Raw genomic sequence first — 17,435 nt, forward strand, 5'->3', positions numbered from 1 at the left:
CCGATGGATAGACTTTCCGTGCTTCCCGAAGCCCACGCCTTACTGGCGCGGGTACTACGGCAATGACATCACCGCTGGAAAACAAGCATGTAGCTGACAAGACCAGACCTTAGCGATTCATTCGCTGATCTCACTTGCAGAGTAGCGCGAAGCTATCACCTCCACCAGAGGCGCTTGAATGGCAGACAGGGAATGTTCAGACGACGGGAGAGATGTCGAGGATCTGGATACTGTTCTGGTCTTTGAGGATCTTGACCGTCGGTTCGGGTTTACGGCCTTCCAGGTCATTGAGGTCCAGTTCGGCGGCCACCGGCACCAGCTTGTCGCGAATCAAGTGTGCCGCATCTTCGAGGCTGGGCTTGCGCTCGCAGGTGAACTGCTCCACGGACTGCACGCCGTGATCATCAACGAAGGTAATCTGCCACTTTTGCATCGGTGCCTCCTCGATAAAGCCCGCGTGTGGGCTTACCTCTATCTGGACCTTGAGGGCTCGCTAAACGTTCCACTCAAGGTCGCAGGCACCGGGTCTACCGCGCTTACTTCTCGGCGCGTTCCCTGAGGGCTTTCAAGGTGTTGAACGGGGCGTCCACCACGAACTTGTTGGCCAACCACGAAGGCACGCTGCCGCCTGGCTCGGTGTGTACCTGGTAGGTCACTTCGGTTTCGTTGGCGCCTTTAGGCACCAGTTTCCAGTAGCCGTCGACCTGGGCCACGCGCACATAACCCTTCACTTCCGGCTGATAGGTCGGCACTTCCAGCAGCGCGCGGGTCACGCTGCCGTCGGCGGCCTTGGACGTGGTGATTTCCAGGATCGAATCGCGGTCGGTCACTGGGAACGGGGCCTTGAATTGGGTGTAGGTCCAGCTCTTGACGCCCTCCTGCTTGAGCAGTTTTTGCGACTTGCAGTCATGAATCCAGGCGCAGGCACCGACCGCATCTTCCTGCAAGGCCTCGATCTTGGCCACGGGGGCCTTGATCACTGTCACACCGCGATACGCCTTGTACTTGGAACCGGCGACTTCGCTCAGCGACACCTTGATCCCGTCTTCATCCTTGGCGACTTGCCAATCCTCAGCCTGAGCAGTGGCAGCAAACAACACCGTAAAACCGCACAACACAGCCATTCGTTTCAGCGAACCCATTGTTGTATTCCTTATTGTTGAAGTTCCGATAGTAAAGCCATCAAGCCGCCGTCATCTGCTCCCACCAGCCGATCAACCTGATCGCATCGGCCTGGTCGGTGCCGCAGACCTCGATATCCGCCTTGAAATCACTGCACACCGCCGGCCGTTCCGGTTGTCCGAACAGCAGGCATAACTGTTCGACCGACAGGTGCAGGCAGCGTTCGCCCGCGGGTTTGCCGTGGGGCATTCCCGGCAGCGGTGAACTGATGGAGGGGGCGATGCAGCAAGCGCCACAGCCTTCACGGCATTTCATGAGCAACAGGTCCTCGACGGCTCAATAGGGACGGCCGGGCTAGAGTACGCCCTTAAACAGCCGTTTTAAAATGGTCTAACAGGGGTTTTTCGCAGAAAATAAAAGTGACTGACCAGTCTGCGACAGATGGTCGGGTGTCGACGTCACCTTCGTCGGAAAAGTTTATTGTTTGAATTCGAAATCCAGCGCCGCGCCTTCCACCTCACGCCGTTCTTCGTTGCGCAGTTGCAGCTTCATCTCATTGCTGAGCAGGCGACCGTTGATCTGGAACGCACTGTTGTCAGCCGGCTTTTCACCAAACATCGGCGGCAACAACGGTACGTTTTTTGGCGCGGGCATGCTGCCGATGGGCTGCAGGTGCCTGACCATGTCGGAAGGCAGGGACAAATCCAACTGTGCCGGTGGCAAGTGGGTCTGGGCCACTTCGCGGGCGGACTTGGACTTGCTCGCAATCGGCGCGCGTTTTTTTGCCGACGCGTTTTTTTTGTTGGTCGCCGGGGCTTTTTTCGCCGGGGTCGGTTTTTTTGCGGGGGTTGTGTGCTCGGTACTCGCGGTCGGTGCGGGGTCCGCCACAGGCGTCGCCGCCAGCGTGACGCCGACGTGACTCAGGCTGAACAGGCTAATCACTAAAACAGCGCGAAAAATAGAAGTCATATTGCCAACAGCTTTAACGGCAGAAGGCCATATGCTCGCTTGTTGAGGGCAGCATGACAAGCGCGGTGATTGGCCAGCTATCAGAACTGGCTGCTTGGCGAGCCTCACAAGCCGGCCGCTGTCTCCAGGCATAACTGACTGGCGAGCATCCCCAAAGTCATCAGCGCCCGCTCTGCCTCGCGATTCCACGGCGTGCCGCAGTTCAGACGAATACAGTGGTTGAACTGTTCCGTATTACTGAAGATCAACCCCGGTGCGATGCTGATGCCCTGCTGCAATGCACGCACGTGCAGTTCCTGGGTATTGACCCGCCCCGGCAAACTGACCCACAGGATAAAACCGCCGGTCGGACGGGTCATCTGGGTGCCTTCGGGAAAATACTGCTGAACCGCCAGTTGGAACGCGCTGAGGTTCTTGCGGTACTCCTGGCGGATGTAACGCAGGTGCCGATCGTAACCGCCGTTCTCCAGGTACGCGGCGACACCCATCTGGGTGACGCTGCACGCCGAATGGGTGCTGAACATCTGCAAACGCTGGATTTCCTGCTGGTACTTGCCGGCGATCATCCAGCCGATACGCACGCCGGGTGACAAGGTTTTGGAAAAGCTCGAGCAATAAATCACGCGGTCGAGGCGATCGTAGGCTTTCAGGGCTTTGGTGCGCCCCAGTTCGAACATCAGTTCGCCGTAGATATCGTCTTCGACGATCTGGATATCGAAATCCGAGGCCAGGCGCAGCAAGTGTTTCTGGCGCTCCTCGGGCATGGTGCCGCCCAACGGGTTGCTCAGGCGCGTGGTCAGCACCAGGGCTTTGATCGACCACTGGTTAGCGGCCAATTGCAGGGCTTCCAGGCTCATGCCGGTGGCGGGGTCGCTGGGGATCTCGATGACCTTGAGGCCCAGCAGATCCGCCAATTGCAGCAAGCCGTAATAGGTCGGCGACTCGGCGGCGATCAGGTCGCCCGGCCGCGTCAGCACCCGTAACGACATCTGCAGGGCATCGACGCAGCCGTGGGTGATCACCACTTCGGAGGGGTCCACCACCACGCCGGCATCGCGCATGCGGATCGCCACCTGGCGGCGCAACGGCTCGAAGCCGGGGCTGAACATGTAGCTGAACGCCCGCGGGCTCTGGAAGCGCGTGACCTTGGCCAACTGCTGGTGCAGTGCGCGTACCGGCAAGTAATCCACACTCGGCACGGCCGCGCCCAGCGGGAATACGCCTTCGCGACGCGACTCCACCAACACTTGCTGAATGATGCTGCTGCGCGTCACCAACCCCGGGCGCTCGACCCGGGCGATATCCGGCGTCGGCGCCGTCAGCGCCGGTGTCTGGTGTACGTAATACCCGGACTGCGGCCGTGCGCGAATCAAGCCCTGATCTTCCAGGTTGGCGTAAGCCTGCAACACCGTGGCATGGCTGACGTTGAGCTGGGAGCTCATCTTGCGCACCGAAGGCACGCGCTCGCCCGGTTGATAGACACCGCGCCGGATATCCTCAGCCAGTTGCTGGGCGATACGTTGGTAAAGCAACAGATTGGTCATGACGCAGCACTCGATTTCACGGCTATTTTATTTTTGTGTGAAACATACCGGCACAGTTTAGAAGTGTACGGGGACAGTTGCCACAATAGTCGAGCGCGAGCGGCAGTGATAGAAAAAACTGTAAGGGTGGCCTGAGGCGTTTCGGGTACCCCGAAAAAAATGTGGGAGGGGGCGCCCCCTCCCACATTTTGCTTGCGCCAGGTTCCTAGCGGGCGGCGCCCAACTGGCCCTTCGCGTCGGAGAACACGATCTCTACCCGGCGGTTCTGCGCGCGGCCGCGCTCGGAAGCATTGGCCTCCACCGGGTACTGGTCGCCATAGCCTTCGACCTGGATGCGCTTTTCGTCGATCCCCAGGTCCACCAGCACATCCGCCACCGATTGCGCGCGGTCGCGGGACAGTTGGAGGTTTTCCTGCTCGCCGCCGGTGCTGTCGGTGTAACCCTCGATACGCACGATGCGCTTGGGGTTCAGTTGCAGGAACTGGACGATTTTCAGCACGGTGCGGTTGGCCGAGTTTTTCAGTTCGGCTTCACCGGTGTCGAACAACACGTCGCCCAGGGTCATCACCAGGCCGCGATCGGTCTGGGTGGTGGCCAGGCTGGCGATCTGTTCCTCGAGCCATTTGCCCTGCTGCTGCACGCTGATCAGCTTGCTCTCGCGCAGGGCCAGTTGCAGGCGCTGGCGTTCCAGTTCGAGTTTGGTGCCGCGTTCCTGATTGAGCGCCTGCTCGGTGTGTTCGCGGGCGATCGCGCTGTAGCGCTGGCTGAGGTAGGCGTAATGCACCACGTCGGCACCGCTGCCCCAATAGCTGGACAAGCGATCGGCACGGGCCAGGGACTCTCCGGCGCGGATCACGTCCTTGGGCGCGAAGCGCAGCACGTTGGCGTCTTCCTTGACCTTCTGGAAGTCGCTGCCCGCCTGTTGCAGGGCCTGCTCGCCATTCGGGTGGCTGGCGCAACCGCCCAGGGCCGCGCTGCCCAGCAGCACGACGCAACTCAAGCCACGGATCATCGGGCTCATTGGGCTTCTCCCAGCTGCAATTGCTTGCGCAGGCGGGTGATACGGGTATTGAGCACGTTCAGTTGTTCCTGACTCTTGCGGGTCAACACTTGGGCTTCGGCGAGACGCGCATCCAGCTCGGCCTGTTCGGCCTGCATGCGCGCGTTCTTGTAGGACTGGTCGGCCATATCAGCCTGAGCCTGGGCGAATTTACCTTCAGCCAGTTTCAGTTCGGACGATTCATCGGAGTTGGCACCCACGGCGCTGGCTTGTTCCAACGCTTGCTGGGTGAGGCGTATTTGTTCATTCGGCGCAGGATCGGCTGCACATCCCGCCAGAGCAACAACGGCGAGGGCCGCTAAAAAAGGTCGAAAAATCACTGAAAATCCCTACTTTGTTGGGGTGCCGACGGGTTGTTGCAATTGCGCTTTCCAGCGCTCCAGATTGCGCTGCAGCGCAGCTTGCGCCACACCAGACCCGGACAATTCTGTCATCTTTTTCGCCAGCTGTCCGCGCAGCCAGGGGTCATTGCACGCGGAGTTGTGGGAAATCGCCAGGTACAAGCCAGGCTGATCGACGGGCACGTCGCGGGCGAACAGGTCATTGCTCATGCCCAGGGTCTCGGCCATGGCCATGCCGGAGTAACGCCCGGCGAGTACGTAGTCCACTTCCCCCAGCAGCAGTTTCTGAAACGCCGGAGTCAAGGTGGGCAGGCGTTGCAGGGTCAATTGCTGGGCGGCGAAGGTTTCAAAGTCGTGGCTCAACCGCGCCCGTTCCGACACCGCGCCCTGATGGCCGTGCAGGTCGGCGGCCGTGGCATAGGCCAGCGCCGAGTCCTTGCGGGTCCAGACCAGATAGTCGATCTGCACCAGCGCCGGGTGGAGGTAGTCGAGGGTTTCCAGCTCGCCGATATTCAACGGCGCATCGGCCAGCAGATCCATGCGCCCGCTGCGCACTTCGTCCAAGGCCTGGGAACGCTTGCCGCCATAGAGCAGGTCGATTTTCAACCCAAGGTCCTGGGCCACTTGCTGCAACATGTCGGCGGTGGCGCCGATCAAGTGCGTGGGGTCCTGGGGATCGCGCCAGAGCAAAGGCGGAGCGTCCGGGCTGCCGGTAGCCACCAGGCGCTCGCATTTGCCGGCCGCCAGCGACAGGGTCGGCAGCAACAGTGTGAAACCCAGCAGTGTGGCCCAGGGGCGCAATTCCATGGCGAGGTGCTCCGATAATAAAAAGCCCGGTCAAAAGACCGGGCTCTTTATAAGTGAAGCGACTGGATTAGACCAGCTTCTCCAATTCAGGTACGGCTTCGAACAAGTCCGCCACCAGGCCGTAATCAGCCACCTGGAAGATCGGTGCTTCTTCGTCCTTGTTGATCGCTACGATCACCTTGGAGTCTTTCATGCCGGCCAAATGCTGGATCGCGCCGGAGATACCGACGGCGATGTACAGCTGTGGCGCAACGATCTTGCCGGTCTGGCCGACCTGCATGTCGTTGGGCACGAAACCTGCGTCGACCGCAGCGCGGGAAGCGCCGACGGCAGCGCCCAGCTTGTCGGCCAGGGCGTACAGGTGCTTGAAGTTGTCGCCGTTCTGCATGCCACGCCCGCCGGAAACGACGATCTTGGCAGCGGTCAGCTCAGGACGATCCGACTTGGCCAGCTCTTCGCCGACGAAGCTGGAAATGCCCGCGTCATGGGCCGCGGAGACGGCTTCAACGGCGGCCGAACCGCCTTCGGCGGCAACCGGGTCGAAACCGGTGGCGCGCACGGTGATGACCTTGACCGCGGCGGTCGATTGCACGGTGGCAATGGCGTTGCCGGCGTAGATCGGGCGCTTGAAGGTGTCGGCGCTTTCGACCGAGATGATCTCGGAGATCTGGTCAACGTCCAGTTGCGCGGCAACCCGCGGCAGGATGTTTTTGCCGTTGGAGGTGGCAGCAGCCAGGATGTGGCTGTAGCCAGCACCCAGCTCGGCGACCAGAGGCGCGACGTTTTCCGGCAGTTGGTGAGCGTAAGCGGCGTTGTCGGCCAGCAGTACTTTGCTCACGCCAGCGACTTTCGCCGCGGCTTCAGCCACGGCGCCAGCGCCCTGACCTGCAACCAGCACGTGGATGTCACCACCGATTTTCGCCGCGGCGGCCACGGTGTTCAGGGTGGCCGGAGCCAGTACCTTGTTGTCGTGTTCAGCGATTACCAAGATAGTCATGATTAGATTACCTTCGCTTCGTTTTTCAGTTTCTCGACCAGTTCAGCCACCGACTTGACCTTGATGCCCGCGCTGCGTGCAGCCGGCGCTTCGACTTTGACGGTCTTGTTGGTAGAGGCGGTGGAAACGCCCAAAGCATCCGGAGTCAGCACTTCGAGAGGCTTCTTCTTGGCTTTCATGATGTTTGGCAGAGACGCGTAGCGCGGCTCGTTCAAACGCAGGTCGGTGGTGACGATGGCCGGCAGTTTCAACGAAACTGTCTGCGCGCCGCCGTCGATTTCGCGGGTCACGGCAACGCTGTCGCCGCTCACTTCGACTTTCGAGGCGAAGGTGCCCTGGCCGTAACCGGTCAGTGCAGCCAGCATCTGGCCAGTCTGGTTGTTGTCGCTGTCGATGGCCTGTTTGCCGAGGATCACCAGCGATGGCTGTTCCTTGTCGACAACGGCTTTGAGCAACTTGGCCACGGCCAGGGAGGTCAGTTCTTCAGCGGACTCGACCAGGATGGCGCGATCAGCGCCCAGGGCCAGAGCGGTACGCAGCTGCTCTTGAGCAGTGGTCGGGCCGATGGTAACCACGACGATTTCAGTCGCCACGCCTTTCTCTTTCAGGCGCACGGCTTCTTCCACGGCGATTTCGCAGAAAGGGTTCATCGACATCTTGACGTTAGCGAGGTCGACGCCGGAATTGTCCGCCTTGACGCGAACTTTCACGTTGTAATCGACAACGCGTTTGACAGCTACAAGAACCTTCATGGATTCCTCGTTACTCTCCGGTGAAAAGAAAGTCGCCTAGGCGAACCTGGCGGTTGATGCTCATCGGCACACAAGGGCACCTTCAAAACCTTCGGCAAGTGACGCAGCGATGGAGAGTGATGACCGTTCGTCAGTGGTGACTGGGAGGTCATTCATGATCGCGACGTGTAAACTGCGCGCCAGCATTGGGCACGCGTCACTCTTTTTCGCCTTCGCCTGTCTTTAAAGGTGCTCTTGAAACCTACAGTCAGCCTACGGCGAGCGCAAAACCGACCGTATCTTGACCGGAACGCCTATTCTGGTCAATACGGCAAAATGGCCAGTCATAAGCCCCGTTGCTTTGATTTACCTAGCTTCCAAGCAATTCAAACAAACGTTTGTATTGGACGCTGAGAGTGGTGTAGATATAATGCGCCACCTAGAGAGAAAGGTGGTCATCCGCCTGCCCAGTGAACGCAGCGATGACGCTTACGACACCCAACCTCCACCCATTAGAAAAAAAGCCTGTGAGCCTGAGTAGGAGATAGCCTGTGGAACGCGAATACATGGAATTCGACGTGGTCATCGTCGGCGCTGGCCCGGCGGGCCTGTCTGCCGCCTGCCGACTGAAGCAGAAGGCCGCCGAAGCCGGTAAGGAAATCAGCGTCTGCGTGGTCGAGAAAGGCTCCGAGGTCGGCGCACATATCCTTTCCGGTGCCGTGTTCGAACCACGCGCCCTGAACGAACTGTTCCCGGACTGGAAAGAACTCGGCGCTCCGCTCAACACCCCGGTGGTGCGCGATGACATCTATGTGCTGCGCAGCGCCGACACCTCGACCAAGGTGCCTGACTTCTTTGTGCCCAAGACCATGCACAACGAAGGCAACTACATTATCTCCCTGGGCAACCTGTGCCGCTGGCTGGCTCAGCAGGCCGAGAACCTCGGCGTGGAAGTCTACCCAGGCTTCGCCGCGCAGGAAGCGCTGTTCGACGAAAACGGCGTGGTGCGCGGGATCATCACCGGCGACCTCGGCGTCGACCGCGAAGGCAAGCCGAAGGAAGGCGTCTACACCCCCGGCATGGAACTGCGCGGCAAGTACACGCTGTTCGCCGAAGGCTGCCGTGGCCATATCGGCAAGCAACTGATCCAGCGCTTCAAGCTGGACAGCGACGCCGACGCCCAGCACTACGGCATCGGCCTGAAGGAAATCTGGGAAATCGACCCGGCCAAGCATCAACCCGGCCTGGTGGTCCACACCGCCGGTTGGCCGCTGGACATCATGAGCAACGAGAACACCGGTGGCTCGTTCCTCTATCACCTGGAAAACAACCAGGTGGTGGTCGGCCTGATCGTCGACCTGTCCTACAGCAACACTTTCCTGTCGCCGTTCGATGAGTTCCAGCGCCTCAAGCATCACCCGGTGCTGGCCCAGTATCTGGAAGGTGGCAAGCGCGTCAGCTACGGCGCGCGCGCGCTGGCCAAGGGCGGCATCAACTCGTTGCCGAAGATGGTGTTCAAGGGCGGCGCATTGATCGGCTGTGACCTGGGCACCATGAACGTGGCCAAGATCAAAGGCAGCCACACCGCGATGAAGTCCGGCATGCTCGCCGCCGACGCCGTGGCCGAGCGCCTGTTGGCCGACGCCGAAGGCGGCGACGAGCTGACCAACTACGTCGACGCGTTCAAAGCCAGCTGGCTCTACGAAGAACTGTTCGCCACCCGTAACTTCGGCCCGGCGATGCACAAGTTCGGCCCGATCATCGGTGCCGGCTTCAACTGGTTCGACCAGAACATCCTCGGCGGCAAAATGCCGTTCACCCTGCACGACACCAAGCCGGACTACGCCTGCCTCAAGCTGGCCAAGGACTGCCAGAAGATCGACTACCCCAAGCCCGACGGCAAGCTGAGCTTCGACAAACTGAGCTCGGTGTTCATCTCCGGCACCAACCACGAAGAAGAACAGCCGTGCCACTTGAAACTCAAAGACCCGAGCATCCCGATCGGCACCAACCTGCCGCTCTACGATGAACCGGCGCAGCGCTACTGCCCGGCCGGCGTGTATGAAGTGGTGACCAAGGAAGACGGCGAGAAGCGCTTCCAGATCAACGCCCAGAACTGCGTACACTGCAAGACCTGTGACATCAAAGACCCTTCGCAGAACATCACCTGGGTCACGCCGGAAGGCGCAGGTGGGCCGACTTACCCGAATATGTAAAAGGGTTGCATGACCCAGGAGGCTCCCAGATCGGGAGCCTTTTTTGTGGCTGGCATCAACTCAATGTGGGAGGGGGCTTGCCCCCGATAGCGGTGGAACAGTCAGCACATCGATGGCTGACCCACCGTCATCGGGGGCAAGCCCCCTCCCACATTTTTAATCCCGTTGAGCCAGGGAGAATCAGGCAGCGCGCTCTTCGCCCGGGTTGCGCTCGAAGTAGCGCTTATATTCGCGGCTGAACTGCGACGTACTCTGATACCCCACCCGATGCGCCGCCTGTGCCACGCCCATGCCTTCCACCAGCAACAACTGCTGCGCCTTGAGCAAACGCAAACGCTTCAGATACTGCACCGGCGACAACAAGGTGCAGCGCTTGAAGTGTTCATGAAAGGTCGACGCACTCATGTGCGCGTAACCTGCCAACGTCTCGATATTCAGCGGCTCGGCGTAATGAGCATGCAGGTGATTCAACGAGGTGGCGATCCGCGAGAACTGCCCCTGCTGTTCCACCAACGCCCGCAACACATCGGCCTGGGGCCCGCGCAAGGCGGTGAAGAGTAATTCGCGCACACGCGCCGGGCCCATGATCCGGCTTTCCAACGGATCATGCAGGCATTGCAACAGGCGCTCGACGCAACCGCGCATGGCGTCATCCAGCACCACCGAACTCATCGACTCCAAGGTCTGCGCCGTCGGCGGCGGCCCGGCCTGCATGCCCATGGCCATCACCAATTCGCCCAGTACCACCCGATCAATCCCCACCGTCACCCCCAGCAGCGGTGCGCCGGGCGCCAGGGCGAACGTCTCGCATTCGAACGGCACCGGCATCGCCTGGATCAGGTAGTGCCCCGCGCCGTACTCCAGGGTACGCGGGCCCAGGTATGCGACTTTGCTGCCCTGGGCGACGAACATCAGGCTCGGCTCATAGATCTGCGGCCCGCGTGCGACGTCGCAACTGGCGCGCAGCACCTGCACGCCCGGCAGGTGGGTCGGGGAGAAACCGTCGCAGGGCGTCAGCCTCTCGATCAAGGAAACCAGGGTGGCGTTGGCGTCGAGATGGCGGGTCAACAACATGGCAAAAAACTTCGCGAATAAGGGATGAGAGCATCATCGCAGGTCTGGCGCGCCGTGCATCCAAACCAGGCGTACTGCCGGACGAATAGGCATGAGACTCGGAGCAATCGCCATGGCCGCCTCCGGGGTCGGCGCGGAAAATGGCCCACCTCACTTGTCACTGCTTCTGCGAGGTTCACTCATGTACACCGCTATCGGTTATGCCGCCCAGTCGGCCACCACTCCCCTCGCCCCCATGTCGTTTGAACGCCGCAGCCCGCGCGCCGATGACGTGGCGATCGAAATTCTGTACTGCGGCGTCTGCCACTCTGACATCCACCAGGCCCGCAACGAATGGGGCATCGCCGTGTACCCGCTGATGCCGGGCCATGAGATTGTCGGCAAAGTCACCGCCGTCGGCGCCAGCGTCACCGCGCATAAGGTCGGTGATCTGGTCGGCGTCGGCTGCATGGTCGACTCGTGCCGCCATTGCGACGCCTGCCAAGCGGACCTGGAGCAATACTGCCTCGAAGGCCCGACCATGACCTACGCCACCCCGGACCGTGTGGACGGCAGCAACACCATGGGCGGCTACTCCGACAGCATCGTGGTCAGCGAACACTTTGTGGTGAAGATCCCGGCCAAGCTCGACCTGGCCAGCGCAGCACCGCTCCTCTGCGCCGGCATCACCACCTACTCGCCGCTCAAGCACTACGGTGTGAAGGCCGGCGATAAAGTCGGGATTCTCGGCATGGGCGGCCTGGGCCATATGGGCATCAAGTTCGCCAAGGCGATGGGCGCCGAAGTCACGCTGTTCACCCGCTCCGCGAGCAAGGCCGAGGAAGGCCGCCGCCAGGGCGCGGATCATGTGATCGTGTCCACCGACGCCACGCAAATGCAAGCCGCCGCCGGGCACTTCGACTTCCTGCTGGACACCATCCCGGTGCAGCACGACCTGAACCCCTACCTCGATGTGCTGCGCTTTGACGGCGTGCATATCCTCGTTGGCCTGATCGAGCCGGTGGACCCGCCCGTCAACGCCGCCAAGCTGGTGCTGGGGCGTAAAATGCTCGCCGGTTCGCTGATCGGCGGCATCGCAGAAACCCAGGAAGTCCTGGATTTCTGCGCCGAGCATGGCATCACCTGCGACATCGAAATGCTCGACATCCGCCAGATCAACGAGGCGTTCACGCGCATGATCGCCGGCGATGTGAAGTACCGCTTTGTCATCGACATGGCGACCTTGAAGGCCTGATCAGGCCTTCGCGCCCAACTCCGCGGACAGCCGCGCCGCAACCTGTTTGATCACAGGAATCAGCTCGGCCATTTTCTCCAGCGGCATGTAGGGCACGGTACTGGCGATGCTGATGCCGGCGACGATTCGCCGGCTGGCATCGCGCACCGGTGCCGCCACGCAGCGGATCGACGGTTCGTTGTCTTCCAGGTCGAACGCATACCCGCCCAGCACATACTCATGCATGCGCTGCTCGAACTGCGCCCAGGATTGCTCGGGGTGTTGCGGCCACTGCAGGTGTTTCCCTGCCGCCGGCTGGCTGACTTCGTACAGGCGCTGCCACTCTTCGACGCTGTCATCCAACAGCAACGCCTTGCCGATGCCGGTCCGCGCCAGCGGCATGCGGTGGCCGACCCGCGAGCGCATTTCCGGACCGTTGCGCCCGGGGTTCTTGTGCAGGTAGAGCACGTCGTCGTCTTCGCGAATCGCCAGGTGGATGGTGTCACCGGTCAGCGCCGACAACTCATCCAGGTACGGCACCGCCAGGGTCACCAACGGCAACTCTTCGCGCGCCTGAAACCCCAGCTCGATCAGCTTCGGCCCCAGCAGGTAACCGACTTGCGGCACCACGCGCAGGTAGCGCTCCTCCACCAGGCAACTGGCCAGGCGGTGCGTGGTGCTGCGGGTGGTGCCGATGCGCCGGGCGATCTCTTTCAGATCCCGCGCACCAGCCGCCACCGCCTGCACCACGCCCAAGCCACGCAGCAAGGTCTGGGTGCCAGTGGGGGCGGCGTCTTTGACGGGGGTGTGGGCGGTTTCCTGCATATCGAGCCTATGTGGTGGTACGAAAACGAGCGGCATTATGGCAAATACCGAACCTCAATACAGTTGAGATCCAAATGTGGGAGGGGGCTGGCCCTCGATAGCGGTGTGCCAGTCTGCACATCTGTTACTGATAGACCGCCATCGGGGGCAAGCCCCCTCCCACACTTAGACCTTCACATGGCATGAATTCAGCGCTGCTTCATGCGGTCGATAATAACCGCCAGCAGCAGGATCGAGCCGCGGATCACGTACTGGTAGAACGTGTCGATGTTCTTCAGGTTCATCGCATTCTCGATGATCGCCAGGATCAGCACCCCAGCGATCACATGGCGGATCATGCCGATGCCACCGCTGAGCGACACCCCGCCCAGCACGCAGGCGGAAATCACCGTCAGCTCGAAGCCCTGGCCGATCATCGGCTGGCCCGAGGTCATGCGTGACGCGAGGATCACCCCGGCCAACGCACCGATCAGGCCATGCACGGCAAAGATCAGGATCTTCGTGCGGTCCACGTTGACCCCGGCCAACAGCGCGGCTTCCGGGTTGCCGCCGATGGCCATGGTGTTGCGCCCGTAGGTGGTGTAGTTGAGCAGCCAGCCGAAGAACAGGAAGCAGACGATGGTGATCAGGATCGGCACCGGCACGCCCAATAACTGGCCGTTGCCGAACACGAAGAACTGATCCTGGGACACCCCCACCGCCTTGCCGTCGGCAAAGATATAGGCCAGGCCGCGTACGATCTGCATGGTCGCCAAGGTGGTGATCAGTGCATTGACCCGCAGCTTGGCGATGACGATGCCGTTGATCAGCCCGACAATCAGGCCCATCAGCAGCGCCGCGCCGATGCCGAGCATGACGCTGTCGGTGTCGCGCATCACAATCGCGGCCACCACCCCGGCGCAGGCGATCACCGAACCCACCGACAAGTCGAAGTGCCCCGACGCCAGGCAGAACAGCATGGTGCAGGCGGCGATGCCCACGGTGGAAATCGCCAGGCCCAGCCCGCGCATGTTCAGCGGCGAGAGGAAGTTGTCGATCAGCAAGGCACACAGCAGGAAAATCGCCAGCGCCGCGAGCAGCATCGCCCAGTTGTCGAGCAGCGCGCGCAGGTCCAAGGGTTTGCGTGCCGTCGGCAACGCGTTGTGTTGGGTCGTCATAGTCGTCTCTCAGTTCGCCAGGCCACGCGGCAAGGCCAGTTGCAGCAAGTTGGATTCAGTGGCGTGTTCGCGCCGTTGTTCGCCGCGCAAAGCGCCTTCACACAGCACCAGAATGCGATCGGAAACCCCCATCACCTCCATCAAGTCGCTGGACACCACAATCACCGCGATGCCGCTCGCCGCCAGGTCATGGATGATCTGGTAGATCTCCGACTTGGCGCCGATGTCGATGCCCCGCGTCGGCTCGTCCAGCAGCAGCACCTTCATCGGCATCGACAGCCAGCGGCCGAGAATGGCCTTCTGCTGATTGCCGCCGGACAGGTACATGATTTTCTGCGCGGCGCTCGGCGTCTTGACCTTCATCCCGCGGATTTGCTGCTCGGCGTTGCCCTGCTCCCAGCCCTCGCGCAGCAGCCAGCCGAACCGGGAATGGGCGCCGCGTGCGCTGATGTTGATGTTCTCGGCCACGCTGCCCAGCGGGATGATGCCCTCCTTCTTGCGGTCCTCCGGGCACAGCAGCACGCCGGCGGCGATGGCGTCGCGCGGGGAGCGCAATTGCAGCGCTTGCCCGCACAGTTCCAACTGCCCCGCCGTGGCGCGCTGCAAGCCGCTGAGCAGGCGAAACAGCTCGGTGCGCCCGGCGCCGACCAAGCCGAACAGGCCGAGGATCTCGCCCTTGCGCACCTCAAAGCTGACCGGCTCACGCAAGCCCGGGCCGAGCAAACCGTCGACCTTGAGCGCCACCTCGCCGTGCTCGCGCGGCCGATAGTCGTAAATGTCCTGGATATCGCGACCGACCATGCAGGTGACCAACTGGTCGTGACTCAGCGCACGCATGTCGTCGAAGGTACGCACGTAGCGGCCGTCCTTGAACACCGTGACCGCGTCGCAGATGCGGAACACTTCTTCCATGCGATGGGACACGTACAGCACCACTTTGCCCTCGTCGCGCAGGCGCGTGATGATCGCCATCAGCCGGTCGATCTCGCGGGCCGACAGGCTGCTGGTGGGTTCATCGAAGGCAATCACATGCGCGCCACGCGACAGCGCCTTGGCGATTTCCACCAGTTGGCGCTGGCCCAGGGACAGGCGCCCGAGCTTTTCCTGCGGGTCGATTTCATCGGCCAGGCCCTTGAGGCACGCCAGCGCCCGCTGGCGCAACTGGCCGCGGTTGACCACGCCGAAACGCGCCGGCAAATGCCCGAGGAACAGGTTCTCGGCGACGCTCATTTCCGGCACCAGATGCAGCTCCTGGTGGATCACCGCGACGCCGCTGGCAATGCTGTCGGCCGCGCATTTGAAGGCCATGGTCTGCGCGCCGATCTGCACGCTGCCGCTGCTCGGGATGTAGGCGCCGCCGAGGATCTTCAGCAGCGTCGACTTGCCCGCGCCGTTCTCGCCCATCAACGCGTGTACCTGCCCCGGGTGGGCAGTGAAACTGATGCTGTCCAGCGCCTTGACCCCGGGGAAGGTTTTGCCGATGCCGTCAAAGCGCAGTGCCGCTGCGGTCATTTCCACAGCCCGATCTTGGTCAGTTCTTCCTGGAAGTTGGCGCGGGTGATCAGCGTCACTTCGTCCATCGCGGTGTACTTCGGCGGTTCCTTACCGGTGGTGACCCACTCGTACATCATCAGCGCGGTGTTGTAGCCCTCGATGTGCGGGCTGGGCAGCATCGAACCGAAGAAGCCGCTGTTGGCTTTCTTCAACTCGCCGATGGCGTCGGTGCCGTTGATGCCGATGCCGATCACGTTGGCGGCTTTGAAGCCGGCGCTTTCGGTGGCGCGCACGCCGCCGAGCACGGTGTTGTCGTTCATGCCGCCGATGATCAGGTTCTTCGCGCCGCTGGGCAGCTTGACCAGCGCCGAGTTGGTGGCGTCCATGCTGCCGGGCACGTCGAGGGTCTTGAGCGCGGCGGTGAGGATATGGTCTTTGGGGATGCCGGCTTCTTCGAGGGATTTGATCGAACCGTCGGTGCGTTTTTTACCGGTGTCGAGCTCGTTGAAGGTGTTGATCACCGCGTAGGTGTCCTTCCAGTCCCAACCGCGTTTCTTCGCCTCGGCGGCCATCGCCGCGCCTTGCTTCTGGCCGACTTCGAACGCGGCCATGCCCAGGTACGGCACGTCTTCCATGAAATTGCCCTTGGCGTCGACGAAACGATCATCCACGGCCATGACTTTCAAGCCGTTGACCTTGGCCTTGGCGACAATGGCCGGGCCGAGGGACACGTCCGGCGGGCAGATCACAAAGCCCTTGGCGCCGTTGGCGGCCAGGCTGTCGATGGCCGAGAGGGTCTTCTCGCCGTCGGGCACGGCGATCTTGATCACAGTGAAACCATGTTCCTTGCCGGCTTTTTCGGCGAAGGCCCATTCGGTCTGGAACCAGGGTTCTTCGGCTTGTTTGACCAGGAAGCCGATTTTTACGGGTTCGGCAACGGCCAGACTGCTGAAGCCGCTTAACGCAATGGCGGCGGCGAGTACGCGGAGTGTTTTTTTCATGAACGGCACCTCTTGTTGTTATTGGAGAGTGACAAGTTCTAGTCGTGGTACATCACCGACCGTCCGCCATCGATCATCAGGCAGGTGGCGTTGATAAAGGGCGCCTCATCGGTGGCCAGAAACAGCGCGCTCATCGCCACCTCCACAGGCTGGCCGATGCGCTTGGGCGGGTGCAGGTCGAATGCGCGCTGGCGCTCGGCGTGGGGGTCGGGGAAAGTGTTCCAGTAGTCGACGTTGAGTTGGGTTTCGATATAACCCGGGGCGATGGCATTTACGCGGATGCCCTTGGGCGCGTATTCGATGCCGAGGGCGCGGGTCAGGCCGAGCAGGCCGTGTTTGGCGACGGGGTAGGGAAAACAGCCGGGAATGATGTGGCTGGAATGGGTCGAAGCGATGTTGATGATGTTGCCGATGCCCTGCTCGATCATGTGCGGCAACACCGTGCGGCAGCCATACCAGGCGCCGTCGAGGTCGATGGCGAAGCAGTGCCGCCAGTCTTCGTCGGTCATCTGCAACGGGTCGCGGAACACGTTGACCCCGGCGCAGTTGACCAGCACATCGACACGGCCGAAGCGCTCGATGGCCAGGTTGACCAGCGCCTGCCATTGCGCCTGGGACGTGATGTCGACCGGTTGCGCGTAGATCTCGGCGCCGCGTTCGCGCCAGTGGGCGGCGACTTGCTCGACCTTTTCGCCCTGGATATCGGCGATCACCAAACGTGCCTGCTGCGCCTGGAAGCAGGCCACGATCGCCTCGCCAATGCCTTGGGCCGCGCCGGTGACGATCACCACCTTGTGCTTGAGCCGCTCGCCATAAGTCGGTTCGGGCACGGCGGGGAGTGACAGAGGTTGTGCCTGCATCGCTTCACCTGTTTTATTTTTGGT

18 protein-coding genes are annotated in these 17,435 nt (G+C 61.7%); 2 read left to right on the forward strand and 16 right to left on the reverse strand.

Annotated features, from left to right (window positions below):
* Window positions 1-196: 196 nt before the first annotated feature.
* The 10 genes from JN756_RS24535 to JN756_RS24580 form a co-directional block, all read right to left on the reverse strand.
* Window positions 197-433 (reverse strand): hypothetical protein, encoded by a 237-nt coding sequence (locus tag JN756_RS24535; protein ID WP_046382393.1) that lies wholly within the window; start codon window positions 431-433, stop codon window positions 197-199.
* A gap of 103 nt (window positions 434-536) precedes the next feature.
* Window positions 537-1,142: an START domain-containing protein gene (locus tag JN756_RS24540; RefSeq protein ID WP_057003791.1), complete on the reverse strand. Its 606-nt coding sequence runs from the start codon at window positions 1,140-1,142 to the stop codon at window positions 537-539.
* A 40-nt stretch (window positions 1,143-1,182) separates the two neighbouring features.
* Window positions 1,183-1,437 carry a YkgJ family cysteine cluster protein gene (locus JN756_RS24545; RefSeq protein ID WP_017848513.1) on the reverse strand — a complete coding sequence of 85 codons (255 nt, stop codon included), beginning with the start codon at window positions 1,435-1,437 and terminating at the stop codon, window positions 1,183-1,185.
* A 162-nt stretch (window positions 1,438-1,599) separates the two neighbouring features.
* Window positions 1,600-2,091, reverse strand: a complete 492-nt coding sequence (locus JN756_RS24550; protein WP_057003790.1) for a hypothetical protein — start codon at window positions 2,089-2,091, stop codon at window positions 1,600-1,602.
* Window positions 2,092-2,195: 104 nt separating this feature from the next.
* Window positions 2,196-3,635, reverse strand: a complete 1,440-nt coding sequence (locus JN756_RS24555; protein WP_017848515.1) for an aminotransferase-like domain-containing protein — start codon at window positions 3,633-3,635, stop codon at window positions 2,196-2,198.
* 205 nt (window positions 3,636-3,840) lie between these two features.
* Window positions 3,841-4,656, reverse strand: coding sequence for an OmpA family protein (locus JN756_RS24560; protein WP_057003789.1), 816 nt, complete (start codon window positions 4,654-4,656; stop codon window positions 3,841-3,843).
* Complete coding sequence (locus JN756_RS24565; protein ID WP_108524803.1) at window positions 4,653-5,015, reverse strand: DUF4398 domain-containing protein; 363 nt, start codon at window positions 5,013-5,015, stop codon at window positions 4,653-4,655. The genes JN756_RS24560 and JN756_RS24565 overlap by 4 nt, the downstream gene beginning before the upstream one ends.
* A gap of 9 nt (window positions 5,016-5,024) precedes the next feature.
* Window positions 5,025-5,843, reverse strand: a complete 819-nt coding sequence (locus JN756_RS24570) for a substrate-binding periplasmic protein (RefSeq protein ID WP_046382389.1) — start codon at window positions 5,841-5,843, stop codon at window positions 5,025-5,027.
* Window positions 5,844-5,910: 67 nt separating this feature from the next.
* Window positions 5,911-6,840, reverse strand: coding sequence for an electron transfer flavoprotein subunit alpha/FixB family protein (locus JN756_RS24575; RefSeq protein WP_017848519.1), 930 nt, complete (start codon window positions 6,838-6,840; stop codon window positions 5,911-5,913).
* Window positions 6,841-6,842: 2 nt separating this feature from the next.
* Window positions 6,843-7,592 (reverse strand): electron transfer flavoprotein subunit beta/FixA family protein, encoded by a 750-nt coding sequence (locus JN756_RS24580; protein WP_017848520.1) that lies wholly within the window; start codon window positions 7,590-7,592, stop codon window positions 6,843-6,845.
* A gap of 530 nt (window positions 7,593-8,122) precedes the next feature.
* Here JN756_RS24580 and JN756_RS24585 point away from each other — a divergent pair.
* A complete protein-coding gene (locus JN756_RS24585; RefSeq protein WP_017848521.1) occupies window positions 8,123-9,787 on the forward strand; it encodes an electron transfer flavoprotein-ubiquinone oxidoreductase in 1,665 nt (554 codons plus the stop codon).
* 180 nt (window positions 9,788-9,967) lie between these two features.
* Here JN756_RS24585 and JN756_RS24590 read toward each other — a convergent pair whose 3' ends face one another.
* Window positions 9,968-10,861: an AraC family transcriptional regulator gene (locus JN756_RS24590; protein WP_046382388.1), complete on the reverse strand. Its 894-nt coding sequence runs from the start codon at window positions 10,859-10,861 to the stop codon at window positions 9,968-9,970.
* Between the two features lie 181 nt (window positions 10,862-11,042).
* Here JN756_RS24590 and JN756_RS24595 point away from each other — a divergent pair, with 181 nt between their 5' ends.
* Window positions 11,043-12,095, forward strand: coding sequence for an NAD(P)-dependent alcohol dehydrogenase (locus tag JN756_RS24595; protein ID WP_201021447.1), 1,053 nt, complete (start codon window positions 11,043-11,045; stop codon window positions 12,093-12,095).
* Here the strand turns inward: JN756_RS24595 and JN756_RS24600 are convergent, their stop codons facing one another.
* From JN756_RS24600 to JN756_RS24620, 5 genes are all read right to left on the reverse strand, one after another.
* Window positions 12,096-12,899 carry an IclR family transcriptional regulator gene (locus JN756_RS24600; RefSeq protein ID WP_046489321.1) on the reverse strand — a complete coding sequence of 268 codons (804 nt, stop codon included), beginning with the start codon at window positions 12,897-12,899 and terminating at the stop codon, window positions 12,096-12,098.
* A 188-nt stretch (window positions 12,900-13,087) separates the two neighbouring features.
* Complete coding sequence (araH, locus tag JN756_RS24605; RefSeq protein WP_079444527.1) at window positions 13,088-14,056, reverse strand: L-arabinose ABC transporter permease AraH; 969 nt, start codon at window positions 14,054-14,056, stop codon at window positions 13,088-13,090.
* Window positions 14,057-14,065: 9 nt separating this feature from the next.
* A complete protein-coding gene (gene araG, locus JN756_RS24610) occupies window positions 14,066-15,568 on the reverse strand; it encodes an L-arabinose ABC transporter ATP-binding protein AraG (RefSeq protein ID WP_250690892.1) in 1,503 nt (500 codons plus the stop codon).
* On the reverse strand, window positions 15,565-16,551 hold the full coding sequence (locus JN756_RS24615) for a substrate-binding domain-containing protein (RefSeq protein WP_046489315.1): 987 nt from the start codon (window positions 16,549-16,551) through the stop codon (window positions 15,565-15,567). Before JN756_RS24615 ends, araG begins: the two co-directional genes overlap by 4 nt.
* A 38-nt stretch (window positions 16,552-16,589) precedes the next feature.
* Window positions 16,590-17,411, reverse strand: a complete 822-nt coding sequence (locus tag JN756_RS24620) for an SDR family oxidoreductase (RefSeq protein ID WP_201021448.1) — start codon at window positions 17,409-17,411, stop codon at window positions 16,590-16,592.
* Between the last annotated feature and the right edge of the window lie 24 nt (window positions 17,412-17,435).

Origin of the sequence: Pseudomonas sp. Y39-6, assembly GCF_023651955.1 — a bacterium.
GTDB classification, from domain to species: domain Bacteria; phylum Pseudomonadota; class Gammaproteobacteria; order Pseudomonadales; family Pseudomonadaceae; genus Aquipseudomonas; species Aquipseudomonas veronii.